Here is an 11,941-nt window from a genome sequence, read left to right as displayed (position 1 = left end):
GTGGGTGCCTCGGCTGGCTTTGTATGAAGGCTCCCTTGATCCAGCTTGGGTTGTATGAAGGCTCCCTTCATGCGGCTATACGCGATGAAGGCTCCCTTCATCCAGGCTGGGTTGTATGAAGGGAGCCTTCATACAACCCAGCTTGTGAAAGGCCTCGGTATGCGTGGGGTCGTGCGCGTTGCGGGCGGTTCTAACCGCCCGCAACGCGCACGACCCCACCTCACGCAGGCCCCTTGCGCGAGCCCGATTTGGTGAGGGCCTCCCTCACCCAAGCAGCTGGGTGAGGGAGGCCCTGACCCGCATATCTGGGTGGGGGAGGCCCTCACTAACTCGAACCGGGTGAGGGAGGCCCTGACCCGCATATCTGGGTGAGGGAGGCCCTCACCAACCCGAACCGGGTGAGGGAGGCCCTCACCAACCTGAGCCGGGTGAGGGAGGCCCTCACTAACCCGAGCTGGGTGAGGGAGGCCCTCACCAACCCGAGCTGGGTGAGGGAGGCCCTCACCCAGCGGCGGCCGCGCCCAGGCCGCGCTGCCAGCGGCAGCCGCGCTCCTGGCGAGCGCTGGGGTCGTGAGTGTTCCGGCCGGTTAGAACCGGCCGGAACACTCACGACCTACTGAGCGGGTAGGTCGGGCTGGTCGTGGGTGGCGCAGTGGATGCCGCCGCCGCCCGCCGCGATGCCGTCGATCGAGACCGCGACGATCTCCCGGCCGGGGAAGGTGTCCCGCATGACCTGGGCCGCCTTCTCATCGGCGGCGGCGTCGCCGAACTTCGGGAGGAACACGGCCTTGTTGGTGACGTAGAAGTTGAGGTACGTGGAGACGAACGCGTCGCCGCGGCCGGTGATCTTGTCCGGGTCGGGCTGCACGAGGTCGATGACCTTGAACGGGTTTCCCTGCGCGTCGGTGCCGCCGTCCAGCACCTGCTTGGCCTGATCGGCCGAGCGCGACCAGTGATCGGGTTCGCCGCCGGGGAACGCGCGGTCGAGCAGGACCACGCCGGGGGCGGCGAAGCGCACCAGGCAGTCGACGTGGGCGTCGGTGATGTCCTTGCCACGGACACCTTCGAACCAGATGACCTTGCGGACCCCGAGTGCGGTCTTGAGCTCGGCCTCGATCTGGTCGCGGGTCTTGCCGGGGTTGCGGTTGTCGTTCACGACCGAGCTTTCGGTGACCAGCAGCGTGCCCTTGCCGTCGGTCTCGAACGAGCCGCCCTCGGCGACGAGCCAGGTCCGCACGGCGGGGATGCCGTACTTCTCCAGCAGTGCCGCCGCCGCGGTGGAGTCCTTGTCGCGCGGGGTCTGCTTGCCGCCCCAGCCGCTGAAGTTGAAGTTGACGCCCCTGAGCTTGCCCGCCTCCTCGACGAAGACGGGCAAGGTGTCGCGGGCCCACAGGTCGTCCACCGGGATCGGCACGATCTCGACCTCGCCGCCGCAGGCGTTGCGCGCCTCGTCGGCCAGCTCCGGCTGGGCGAACATCACCACCGGCTGATGAGCCCGGATCGCCCGTGCGAGCCCGGCGATGTCACGCTGGACCGCGCCGATCTGCTCCTGCCAGATCGCGGAGGTCGGCCAGGACATGAAGGTGCGTGCCTGCGGTTCCCACTCCGCGCCGAACCTGCGTTCGGCCGCCGCCGGGGCCGCGGGTGAACCGCTCGGCGCCGTCGGTTCTTCCGGCGGGCTCGAACAGGCCGCGGCGCCGGTGGCCAGAGCGGCGACCCCGGCGGCGGAGCGCAGCGCGGTCCGGCGGGACATCGGGGAGGACCTGTAGGCGGACAATGTGGACCTCCAGATGGCGTGCTTACCGCCATACTGCGGCACTGGCGGGCCGCTCGCGAACCGGGCGTTGTCATCCTTTAGCGGGCTGTTCGGGGCCGCTGGACTACTGTGAGTCTCGTGTCTGAGCGGCAAAGGTTGATCTTGGCGGCGGCCGTGCGGGTGATCGCCCGGACCGGCGTGCGGGGGTTGCGGGTCGAGGAGCTCGCGACCGAGGCCGGGGTTTCGACGGCCTTGATCTACTACCACTTCCAGGATCGCGCCGGGCTGCTACGCCAGACCCTGGAGCACGTCAACGAGCTGGCGGGCGGCTACACCACGCGGGCGGCGGCCGAAGCCGCCAACCCGCGCGAGGAACTGGAACTGGTGCTGCTGCACGAGATCCAGGATGACCAGGCGACGCGCGAGAACAGCGTGGCCTGGGGTGAACTGCGGGCGAGCGCGGTGTTCGACGAATCGCTGCGCGTCCCGCTCGGGGAATCGACCCGCACCTGGGTCACCGAGGTCGCGGAGATCATCGAGCGGGCCGAGGCGGCCGGGCTGGCCAAGCTCGACTGCGCTCCCGCCGATGCCGCCGAGCGGCTCACCGCACTGGTCGAGGGTCTCAGCGAACGCTGGCTCAGCGGCTCGATGACCATCGAGCGGGCGCAGGACCTGCTCCGCGGCGCGATCGCCGTCGAACTCGGCGGCCACTGACAATCCACTGTGGAATGTCCACAGTGGACTCACCGGCTCGGGCGCCCGCCCGCGTGCTCGTAGGCGTAGATGGCCGCCTGGACCCTGTCTCTCAGCCCGAGTTTGGCCAGCATCCGGGACAGGTGCGTCTTGACGGTCGCCTCGGACAGGAACAGCCGCGACGCCAGTTCCGCGTTGGACAACCCATCGGCGAGCAGCACCAGCACCTCGTGCTCGCGCTCGGTCAGCGTGGCCAGTTCGGCGGGTGGCTCCGGTGTCGCGCTGGGCGTCTTGGCGAACTCTTCGATCACCCGCAGAGTCACCGCCGGATCCAGCAACGCCCGGCCACCGGCCACCAGGCGGATGGCGCGCACCAATTCCTCCGGTGGCGCCTTCTTCAACAGGAAACCGCTCGCACCCGCGCGCAGCGCCTCGTACACGTACGCGTCCACGTCGAAGGTGGTCAGCACGATCACCCTGGTCGGCTCCGGCCGCAGCGCGCACAGCTGCCGGGTCGCCTCGATGCCGTCGAGCTCCGGCATCCGCACGTCCATCAGCGTCACGTCCGGCTGGGTCAGTTGCGCCTGCTCGACCGCTTCGACGCCGGTGGTGGCCTCGCCGACCACCTCGATATCGGGTTCGCCCGCGAGGATCAGCCGGAATCCGGCGCGGATCAGCGGCTGATCGTCGGCGAGCAGTATCCGGATGGTCACCGCGCCGGACCCGCCGTCGGAATGGTGGCGGTGATGCGGAAACCGCGCTCGGGCAAGGGACCGGCCTCGAGTGTTCCGCCGTAGAGCGCGGCTCTCTCACGCATGCCGATCAGGCCGTGCCCGGTGCCGCACGGCTTGCCGCTCGCCGCGGATCCGTCGTCGGTGATCTCCAGGCGCATCGCGCGCGGTTCATAGTGAATCGTCGCGTCGACCCTGGTCGCCTTGGCGTGTTTGAGCACGTTGGTCAAAGCCTCCTGAAGAATCCGGTAGCACGAAAGGTCCACGCCCGGCTCCAGTGCGCGGGGTTCGCCGATCACGTGCAGCCGCGCGGTCAGCCCGGCGGCGCACGCGGGGCGCAGCAGTTCCGCCGCGTCCGTGAGCCGGGGCACGTCGACCGGCGGCTCGTCCAGCGGGGTGCGCAGCAGCTGCAGCACTCGCTGCATTTCTTCCTGCGCTTGCCTTCCGGTCTGTTCGACCACCTCGAGAGCGTCGTGCTCGGCCCGCTGGTCGGACCGCAGCAGGCGGCGGGCGCCACCGGCGTGCAAGGTCATCACGCTGATGCTGTGCGCCACCACGTCGTGCAGCTCGCGCGCGATCCGCACCCGTTCTTCCGCCATCGACGCCGCCGCCCGCTGTTGTGACAATTGCGCCCGTAACGCGCCGATCTTGACGCTGTGCCCCACCAGCCAGGCCAGCACCATCAGCGTGCCGTGATACACGAAATCGCCGATCGGCGGCAGCATCTCCAGATGCGCGACCAGCATGGGAATCCAGGTCATCAGTAAGGCGAGCACCAAGGCCAGGAACGGCCAGCGCGCGTAATAGCCCGCCGATCCCACGGCGACGAACGCGGTCAGCGTCCCGGTCACGTTTCCGTTCTGCAGCGCCGGATCGATCAGCTCGGCCGCCTTGGGGAAGATGAGCGCGACGATCAAGACCGCGAACGGCGCGCCCCGGCGCAGCAGCAGCGACAGCGGACCGGCCAGCCACACCGCCACCGCGACCGGTTCCGGGTAGCCGTATTCGTCGAACCCGGACCGGACGCCGATCATGCCCAGCACGATCAGCGTGAGCACGGCCAGCACTTCGGCGGGCACCCGGAACCGGCGCAGCCTGCCGAACTTGCCCGCCGGGAACGGCATCGCACCCATGTTCATACCTTCTGCCCTTGCGGTGAAGCGCCCGGCGTGCTTGCGCGCCGCGCCGACACAGTCCTTTGTGGACCGTGTCGGCGCGGCGAGCGGAACCGATCACGTCAGCGGCTTTCGCTTTCGCCTCCGGTAGTCTGGCCTATCCAGCTCTGGTAAGCCACCACCGAGGTGTAGATGGACGGTCCGGTCGCACAGGTGGGGTCGTTGTTGCCGGTGCGGCTGGTGTCACCGATGAGCAGCCACTCGTCCCCGTTCTTGACGATCTGCGGACCGCCGGAATCGCCGTAGCAGGCGCCCGAATTCCGGTTCGGGTTGTCCGTGCACAATTCGACGGCGCCATCGATGTCGGTGCACTGGCCTGGCTCGATCACCTTGGTGTCGAGCTGCTGCAGCTCGTCGGGGACGTCGCCGCAGCTCGGGGTCGGGCAGGTCTGGCCCCAGCCGATGATCCGTGACTCGGTGCCGGGCCCGGCCTTGTCGGCGATCTTGATCGGCGTCGAGGTGGCCTTCGCTTTGAGCTTGATCAGCGCGATGTCCGCGCCGGGCTTCTGGCCGTCGTAGTCAGGGTGCACCTTGATCGACTCGGCCTCGGCCTCTTCGCCGCCACTGGCCCAGGTTTTGGTGCCGATGCGCAGCTTCACCGCGTCCGGCTCGGTGTCCACCACGCAGTGCGCGGCGGTGAGCACCCACTCCTCGCTGATGAGTGATCCCCCGCAGAAGTGACTGCCGTTGGACTGCAGGGAAACCATGAACGAGTAGACCTGGTCCGCCGGCTGGCCGCCGACGATGTTGGTGATCGGGTCGGCGCCCGCCGGGACGGTGCCTGCCACGGCGATGCCGCAGGCGGCGAGCGCGGCCAGACCGGCGGCCACGAGACGTGCCTTCATTGTGTGCTCCTTCCAGGCCCCCGAGTGGGACATCACGGAAGGTAGGAATGTCTGACCTCTGAGTGACACCCACCGGGGTAGGGCGCCGGTCAATCAATGGGATGACATCGCGGCCCGTCGTGGCTTCGTCATCCCTCCGGATGAACCGGCTCCTCCGAAAGCTGCTGGTTGCGGCCTCGGTGCCACCAGTACTTCTCGACGTGGCCCCAGAGCCTTCCGCTCGCGGGCAACGACGAGAAGGAGTTCGACATGTCGAAGGGTTCGCGCCGTTTCGCGCTGCTGGCCGGTGTCGTCGCGGTGGCGGCGGCCTCGGTCGCCACCACGGCGGCCACGGCCGCCGCCGCGCCGCCGCCGGTCACCCCGTTCGTGGTCGGCGGCGAGGACACCACCACGCAGGAAAATCCTTTCGTGGTGGCGTTGCTGAGCGCTGACGGGCAGCGGCTGCAGGACACCCGCGGCCAGTTCTGCGGTGGCACACTGGCCGCCAAGAACAAGGTCGTCACGGCCGCACACTGCACCGTGGACATCAAGGACCGGCCGGATCAGGTCCAGGTCGCGATCGGCCGCACCAAACTGTCCACTGAGGAGGGTCAGGTACTCAAGGTCAAGGCCATCTGGGTGCACGAGCAGTACGACGCCGACAAGACCACGGCCGACGTGTCGGTGCTGACCCTCGAGGGTGACAGCGACGCGAAGCCGATGGAGCTGGCCGACACCTCGGACGAGGGCTACACGCCCGGCGCCGAGGCCGTCGCTTTGGGCTGGGGCCTGACTTCCGACAACGGAGAGCCCTCGGACACCTTGAAGAAGGTCACGCTGCCGGTCACTTCCGACGAAGCCTGCAAGACGGCTTACCCCGATGGCTACGTGGCGGAGGCGCACGTCTGCGCCGGTGTCCAGGAAGGTGGCAAGGACACCTGCCAGGGCGACTCCGGCGGACCGCTGGTCGGCTCCGGCGGCAAGCTGATCGGCATCGTCTCGTGGGGCGAGGGTTGCGCCCAGCCTGGTAAGTACGGCGTGTACTCGCGCGTGTCCACCTACCTCGAGGACATCAAGAAGCAGCTCGGCGACGGCTCCGAAGGCCAGCGCCGCTGACCGAGCTTCGCCGGTGAGTGGGGCGGCCTTGTGCCGCCCCACTCATTTGTGCGTGCGGCTAAGGTCGATTTCGGTGCGCGACACGATTTCAGGAGGCCGGATGCCCGCATGGGGTGGCGTGGCGGCCTTGACCGCGCTGTGCCTGCTGGCCGGGTGCGCCAGGGAGCCGCTGCGCGATGAGGGACCGGCGCCGACCGCGTCGCACTCCGGGCTCTCGCGCGGCCCGGACCTGCGCAGGCTCAACGTGCGCGAGCTGCTGCTGGCCGACCCGCTGGTGCGCGCCGAGGTGAAGACCGCGATCCGGGACTGCGCAAGGGGTTGCGGCCTCGATCAGACGGTGTACGCCGACCTCACCGGCGACGACGTGGAGGAGCTGCGGGTGTCGATCGACAGCGGCACCGGCAGGGGAACGATGGCCGCCTACGTTTACGGCGTCCAAAGTGGAGCGGTCCGGCAGCTGTGGGCTTATCACGGCGCCGATTTTTCGGTCACCGTGGAGAATGGTCAGCTCGTGCTGAACCGGGAACTGTTCAGGCCCGGCGACTTCGACGAGCCGCCGGTGGCCGAGGAGATCATCGGCCTGCACTGGGAGCGGGGCCGGTTCGTCGAGGTGAGCCTGACCGGCGCCCAGCCAGGACTGGTGCCGAACACGTGGTGAGCGGGGAGGGGTCTTTGAGCGAGCGATCGCCGCGGGTGCTGCTGGTCGAGGACGACGACGTGATCAGGGTGGCCACCCAGCTCGCGTTGCGGCGGCACGGGCTGGACGTCCGGGTCGCGGCCGACGGGCTCGCCGGGCTGGCCGCGTTCCACGAAGAGCGGCCGGATGTCGCGCTGCTGGACGTGATGCTGCCCGAACTCGACGGAGTCAGCCTGTGCCGCCGCATCCGGGAGGCGGGCCAGGTCCCGGTGCTGATGATCTCCGCGCGCGGTGACGCGGTCGACGTGGTCAACGCGCTCGAGGCAGGCGCCGACGACTACGTGATCAAGCCGTTCGAGACCACCGTGCTGGTCGCCCGCATCCGCGCGGTGATGCGCCGCGCGGCGCCCGCCCCGGAAGCCGATCCGGTGCGGGTGTTCGGCGATCTCACCGTCGACCCCGCCGCGCTCGAGGTCCGCCGGGACGGACGCAGGCTCGAGCTGACCCCGACCGAGCTGCGGCTGCTGCTGGAGTTCGCCGCCGAACCGGGCGTCGTGCTCAGCCGGGACACGCTGCTCGACCGGGTGTGGGACTACCAGTACGGCGGCGACACCCGGGTCGTCGACGTGCATGTGCAGCGCCTGCGCAACAAGATCGGCAAGGACCGCTTGGAGACCGTGCGCGGTTTCGGTTACAAGCTGCGGCGCTGAGGATGCTGCTGCCGGTCAAGCTCGCCGCCGCCATCGCGGGTGTCGCAATCGTGGGCGCGGGTGCGCTCGGTGTGTCGGTGCACCTGATCACCGAGGACGCGCGCGTCGATCAGGCGCGTTCGCTGCTGGACAGCAGAGTCCGCGCGGCGGCGCAGGCGTTCGAGGACAGCGGGGTGGTCACCTTCGGCGCGGTATTGGACGACCCCGCGGTGCCCGCGCCACTGCGTGAGGCCGCGCTGCGCGACCGGCGTGCCACGTATCTCCAGCCGGGTGGCGAGAACCTGTGGGCGGCCATGAAGGTCGACGGCCGGGTGCTGTCCGTGCACACCTCCTTCGCCGCCGACCGGCAGGCGATCGCCCAGCTCGATCGCACGCTGCTGGTCGCGGGCGTCGCCACCGCGGCACTGTCCACCGTGCTCGGCGTGCTGATCGCGTTCGGGCTGAGCAGGCGGCTGCGCGTCGCGGCCCGGGTCGCCCGCACGGTCGCCGCCGGTGATCTCGAGGCGAGGGTGAGCTCGACGATCAGCGGGCGCGGGCGGGACGAAGTCGCCGCACTCGGCGCCGCGGTCGACCGGATGGCCGACGCGCTGACCGCCAGGATCGAGACCGAGCGCCAGGTGACCGCCGACATCGCGCACGAGTTGCGCACCCCGGTCACCGGGTTGGTCACCGCGGCCGAGCTCCTGCCGCCGTCCCAGGCGACCGAGCTGGTCCGCGATCGCGTCGAGGTGCTCAAGACGCTGGTCGAAGACGTGCTCGAAGTGGCCAGGCACGGCGGCCCGCCGGTCGAGGTCGTCGTCGACGGGCGGCGGATCGAGGTGCGGGACCACGGGCGGGGCTTTCCCCGTGACCTCATGGAGAACGGGCCGCGGCGTTTTCACACCGAGTCCCGGTCCCGTGGTGGCGGGCACGGGCTCGGCCTGACCGTCGCGATGGGGCAGGCCAAGGTGCTCGGCGCCTCGCTCACCTTGTCCAACGCGCCGGACGGGGGAGCGCTGGCCGTGCTCGAGCTACCGCATGTTCCGCTGAGCTGAGGCGCTGGGCTCCGGGACGGTGTTCAGCACGCCGTGTGGCGCCGGTTCGGCCACGCTCACCGCGAACGCCAGCCCGGCTGCCGCGCCGAGCACCAGCAGAACGCGCGCGGCCGTCCACAGTAGACGGCGGGGAGTTTTCGTCGAGTTCACGGTTTCCCTTTCAGAGCCGGACGGCGGAGCCGAGACCGCGGCCGGTGATGTTCTGGATCTGCAGGCCGGGCCTGGCGTTGACCTCGAGGATCAGCGGGCCGCGGTCGGCGTCGATGACGATGTCCGCACCCAGGTAACGCAGGCCGGTGGCCGCGGCGCAGCGGGCGGCCGCGGCCAGCACCGAGGGCCACCGCGGGATGGCGGCGCCGATCAGCCGGTGCCCGGTGTCGGGATGGTCGGCGATCTCCCGCTTGCCGACGACCGCGCGGGTCACCGTGCCGCTGGCGAGATCGACGGCGGCGCCGACGGCCTTCTGATGCAGGTTGGCGCGGCCGCCGCTGTGCTTGGTCGGCAGCCGCAGCATCGCCAGCCGCGGCTGGTCGCCGACGCAGATCACCCGGATGTCGGGCAGGCCTTGGAACGACAGCGCGGCCATCGCCGGGTGCGTGCGGATCAACGGCTCGAACAGCGCCCAGTCGGTGATCCGCGGCGAGAAGTCGCCGTCCAATATCCGCCGGACGTGGTTGACGATTGTGGGCAGCGGCAACGGTTTTCCGGACGGCGAACGCCATGTTCCGTCGATCCGCTGATCGGCGAGCAGGATGCCTGACCCGCCCAGGCTCTGGTTCGGCTTGAGCGCCCAGTCGGCGGGCATCGCGTCCCAGTCGATCCGCGCGATCTCCCGCCGTGAGCGCACGACCAGCACGGTCGGCGAGGTGGGCGCGCCGACCTCGGTGAGCGCCAGTTTCGTCTCGTACTTGTTGTTCACCAGCCGGATCGCGTCCGCGGCGTTGACCTGGGCGATCAGCTGGTTCCGGGCGTTCATGCCCATCAACGGGTCCCAGCCGCGCACCCGGTTCATCCGGCCCGGGCGGCCGGGGTGAACCGCAGCAGTTCGGTCAGCCGCAGCCCGCGGTAGGTGCCCGCGACGAACGCCCAGACACAGCAGGCCGCGGCGAAGGCCATCGGCACGTTCTCGCCGAGCCAGCGCACTCCCGGCGTGACCATCAGCATCGCGGCGACGAGACCGAACGCGATGGTCAGCAGCCCGCTGGTCGCGGCGGGCCGCCAGCCGTCGGTGTCCCACTGCTCCCACAGCCGTTCGATGATCACCGCGGTGACCACCACCGGCAGCGACGCGCCGACCAGCACCGCGGCGTGCGCGCCGCCGATCGCCTGCCGGATGCCCAGCAGCACCAGCACCACCACGCCGACCAGCACCGCGAGCCTGGCCACCCGCGGCAGCTGGGTGCGCTGCAGCACCGCCTGCGCGGCGAGGCCGACGGTCACCATCGCGGTCGTGGTGATCAGGCCCGCGATCACGCCGGTCTGGGTGTAGCCCAGTGCGAGCAGTACCGGGCTGAACGTGCCGAGGGTGTTCAACCCGATCCACACCCGCGCGATCACCACCAGCAGCGCGGCGAGCGGCAGAAGCGCCAGCAGCGACTCGACGTCGATGCTCGGCGACGGCGTGAGCAGCACCGCAACGGAACTCGGCGCCGCGCTGCCCTCCGGCGTGGTCAGCATCTGCTTGCCGACGTGGACCTGGAGTCCCGCCATCTCGGACCGGCCGATCAGCACCGGGGCGTCGCGGCGCGACCGGTCGGTGACACTGATCTTGGCCGTCCGCTCGGTGCCCGCCAGCTTGATCGTGGTGTCCACCACCGGCCGCTGCTGCTTGCCCAGCGAGGAACCGACGGTGATCCGGGGCGCCGCGTCCAGGTCGAAGCCGAGCGAGCGCGCCAGCCTGGTGTCCATCGCGGACGCCGACGCGCCGGTGTCGATGATCGCCTTGACCTGGATCGTGGTGCCTGCCGGGCCCGCGAGCTGGACCATCTCCTGATCGCCGACCACGTTGGCCCCGGTGACGTTCCGGCTCGGCGAGAGCAGCGCGGCCAGCAGCAGTATCGCGGCTCCTGCAGCGATGGCCACCACCTTGATCACTGTCGGCACCAGTGCGCGGCGAGCCGCGAGTGGCGGTGTGCTGAACAACCTGAAGTCCCCGATCCGGTCGCAGGAGTGGATTCGCGAGCGACGCTAAGGGGTGCGCGTCGCGGAAATCCCGCGACGGCGTAACGGGAAGCCGCAGACGACCCACCGGTTGTGTAACAGCCGGGCCGCTGTGAATTTCCCACGCGATAGCTGACGAAAGTAGGTGGTCCGTTCGTCCCCGGTCCGCAATGGTGAGCGATCAACCTGATCGCCGACAGGTTGTGAGAGGTGTGGCCGATGCCCGAGTTCGCGAAGAAGGCGATCCTGCACGGCGCCGCGCTGACCGTGGTGACCGTCGCCGCCGCGGTCGCGGTGGGCTTGGCCGGCAGGCAAAGCGAAGGCGAAATAGGGTCCGCCTCCCGTCCCGTCGACGCCGACTTCACGACCTCGGGGCCGTGGGACGCCCGCCTGCTCGTCGACGGCGAAGACACTTGCGGCGCGACGATCATCGGCCCGCGCTGGATGATCACCGCCGCCCGCTGCGTCCGCCATCCCGGCGCGGAGATCGACGTCGTCTTCGACAGCGAAGACCAAGCCACCGTCGCGAGCGTGCGCGAGCACCCCAGCGCCGACCTCGCGCTGGTCCGCCTCGACCAGGACGTCGCGGGCCCGTACGCCCCGCTCGGCGCCGAGCGCCCGCTGGCGGGTGGCCGGGTGCGGACGTACGGCTGGTCCATGTCCTGCGAGGGCGACGAAGCGGAGTGCAAGGCCGACCTGCAGGCCGCGTCCAGCACGCTGGTGACCGCGGAAAGCTGCGGGAGCGGCGCGACCATCTGCGTGGACCGGGACGAGGGCTGCGCGAGCGAGGACGACTTCGGCAGGCCGCTGTTCGCTCCCGGGCCGGACGGGCGGTGGTACCTGATCGGCCTGTCGGGCGACTGCGTCCCTTCCCCGGCCTACGCGGACCTGACCCGGTACCGCGACTGGATCAAGCAGATCACGGATATCTGAACCACCGCGCCGTGATGGGGGTCGTGAGTGTTCCGGCCGGTTCTAATCGGCCGCAACACTCACGACCGCTGTGGCGGGTGCCGCAGGGGTTGGTTGAACGTTGTGAACGGGGCGTTCACAACGCTGAGCGACGCATACGCCCCGCTCATTACGTCCACCCTCCCCGCTGACG

Annotated in this window: 13 protein-coding genes; 6 read left to right on the top strand and 7 right to left on the bottom strand. The window is 69.9% G+C overall.

The window, feature by feature from the left end; translation table 11 throughout:
* Positions 1-613 precede the first annotated feature (613 nt).
* The gene (locus tag BLV57_RS14470; RefSeq protein WP_091289267.1) at positions 614-1,753 is read right to left on the bottom strand and encodes an agmatine deiminase family protein; all 1,140 of its coding nucleotides are present in this window, start codon (positions 1,751-1,753) and stop codon (positions 614-616) included.
* A 141-nt stretch (positions 1,754-1,894) separates the two neighbouring features.
* Here BLV57_RS14470 and BLV57_RS14465 point away from each other — a divergent pair, with 141 nt between their 5' ends.
* The gene (locus BLV57_RS14465; protein WP_091289266.1) at positions 1,895-2,470 is read left to right on the top strand and encodes a TetR/AcrR family transcriptional regulator; all 576 of its coding nucleotides are present in this window, start codon (positions 1,895-1,897) and stop codon (positions 2,468-2,470) included.
* A 29-nt stretch (positions 2,471-2,499) separates the two neighbouring features.
* On the opposite strand, the gene BLV57_RS14460 is transcribed toward BLV57_RS14465, so the two are convergent.
* From BLV57_RS14460 to BLV57_RS14450, 3 genes are all read right to left on the bottom strand, one after another.
* Complete coding sequence (locus tag BLV57_RS14460; protein ID WP_091289265.1) at positions 2,500-3,162, bottom strand: response regulator; 663 nt, start codon at positions 3,160-3,162, stop codon at positions 2,500-2,502.
* Positions 3,159-4,313 (bottom strand): sensor histidine kinase, encoded by a 1,155-nt coding sequence (locus BLV57_RS14455; RefSeq protein WP_176968619.1) that lies wholly within the window; start codon positions 4,311-4,313, stop codon positions 3,159-3,161. The genes BLV57_RS14460 and BLV57_RS14455 overlap by 4 nt, the downstream gene beginning before the upstream one ends.
* Before the next feature lie 104 nt (positions 4,314-4,417).
* Positions 4,418-5,200 (bottom strand): S1 family peptidase, encoded by a 783-nt coding sequence (locus BLV57_RS14450; RefSeq protein WP_091289263.1) that lies wholly within the window; start codon positions 5,198-5,200, stop codon positions 4,418-4,420.
* 249 nt (positions 5,201-5,449) lie between these two features.
* Between BLV57_RS14450 and BLV57_RS14445 the strand changes: the two genes are divergently transcribed.
* The 4 genes from BLV57_RS14445 to BLV57_RS14430 all read left to right on the top strand — a co-directional run bounded on the left by BLV57_RS14445 (position 5,450) and on the right by BLV57_RS14430 (position 8,676).
* Positions 5,450-6,295: a S1 family peptidase gene (locus BLV57_RS14445; RefSeq protein ID WP_091290343.1), complete on the top strand. Its 846-nt coding sequence runs from the start codon at positions 5,450-5,452 to the stop codon at positions 6,293-6,295.
* A gap of 100 nt (positions 6,296-6,395) precedes the next feature.
* Positions 6,396-6,953 carry a hypothetical protein gene (locus tag BLV57_RS14440; protein WP_143047058.1) on the top strand — a complete coding sequence of 186 codons (558 nt, stop codon included), beginning with the start codon at positions 6,396-6,398 and terminating at the stop codon, positions 6,951-6,953.
* 14 nt (positions 6,954-6,967) lie between these two features.
* On the top strand, positions 6,968-7,642 hold the full coding sequence (gene cseB / locus BLV57_RS14435) for a two-component system response regulator CseB (RefSeq protein ID WP_091289261.1): 675 nt from the start codon (positions 6,968-6,970) through the stop codon (positions 7,640-7,642).
* Positions 7,643-7,644: 2 nt separating this feature from the next.
* Positions 7,645-8,676, top strand: coding sequence for an ATP-binding protein (locus BLV57_RS14430; protein WP_091289260.1), 1,032 nt, complete (start codon positions 7,645-7,647; stop codon positions 8,674-8,676).
* Here BLV57_RS14430 and BLV57_RS43240 read toward each other — a convergent pair.
* From BLV57_RS43240 to BLV57_RS14420, 3 genes are read right to left on the bottom strand one after another with little or no spacing between them, the layout of a single operon-like run.
* Positions 8,653-8,826 carry a hypothetical protein gene (locus BLV57_RS43240; RefSeq protein WP_176968618.1) on the bottom strand — a complete coding sequence of 58 codons (174 nt, stop codon included), beginning with the start codon at positions 8,824-8,826 and terminating at the stop codon, positions 8,653-8,655. The genes BLV57_RS14430 and BLV57_RS43240 overlap by 24 nt on opposite strands.
* Before the next feature lie 10 nt (positions 8,827-8,836).
* Positions 8,837-9,658, bottom strand: coding sequence for a sugar-transfer associated ATP-grasp domain-containing protein (locus tag BLV57_RS14425; protein WP_176968617.1), 822 nt, complete (start codon positions 9,656-9,658; stop codon positions 8,837-8,839).
* Positions 9,659-9,684: 26 nt separating this feature from the next.
* Entirely contained in the window at positions 9,685-10,761 is a 1,077-nt protein-coding gene (locus tag BLV57_RS14420) for a 7TM domain-containing protein (protein ID WP_143047057.1), read from the bottom strand.
* 294 nt (positions 10,762-11,055) lie between these two features.
* Between BLV57_RS14420 and BLV57_RS14415 the strand changes: the two genes are divergently transcribed.
* The gene (locus BLV57_RS14415; RefSeq protein ID WP_091289257.1) at positions 11,056-11,769 is read left to right on the top strand and encodes a S1 family peptidase; all 714 of its coding nucleotides are present in this window, start codon (positions 11,056-11,058) and stop codon (positions 11,767-11,769) included.
* The last annotated feature ends 172 nt before the right edge of the window (positions 11,770-11,941 follow it).

Source organism: Amycolatopsis xylanica (genome assembly GCF_900107045.1).
GTDB classification, from domain to species: Bacteria; Actinomycetota; Actinomycetes; order Mycobacteriales; family Pseudonocardiaceae; genus Amycolatopsis; species Amycolatopsis xylanica.
The sequence above is the reverse complement of the archived record's forward strand: the minus strand, read 5'-3'. Positions and strand labels throughout refer to the sequence as shown.

Bases quoted from the DNA above. Each gene is read 5' to 3' on its own strand.
- BLV57_RS14470 (WP_091289267.1), bottom strand. From the start codon at position 1,753: ATGTCCCGCCGGACCGCGCTGCGCTCCGCCGCCGGGGTCGCCGCTCTG.
- BLV57_RS14455 (WP_176968619.1), bottom strand. From the start codon at position 4,313: ATGGGTGCGATGCCGTTCCCGGCGGGCAAGTTCGGCAGGCTGCGCCGG.
- BLV57_RS14450 (WP_091289263.1), bottom strand. From the start codon at position 5,200: ATGAAGGCACGTCTCGTGGCCGCCGGTCTGGCCGCGCTCGCCGCCTGC.
- BLV57_RS14445 (WP_091290343.1), top strand. From the start codon at position 5,450: ATGTCGAAGGGTTCGCGCCGTTTCGCGCTGCTGGCCGGTGTCGTCGCG.
- BLV57_RS14440 (WP_143047058.1), top strand. From the start codon at position 6,396: ATGCCCGCATGGGGTGGCGTGGCGGCCTTGACCGCGCTGTGCCTGCTG.
- BLV57_RS14430 (WP_091289260.1), top strand. From the start codon at position 7,645: ATGCTGCTGCCGGTCAAGCTCGCCGCCGCCATCGCGGGTGTCGCAATC.
- BLV57_RS14425 (WP_176968617.1), bottom strand. From the start codon at position 9,658: ATGGGCATGAACGCCCGGAACCAGCTGATCGCCCAGGTCAACGCCGCG.
- BLV57_RS14415 (WP_091289257.1), top strand. From the start codon at position 11,056: ATGCCCGAGTTCGCGAAGAAGGCGATCCTGCACGGCGCCGCGCTGACC.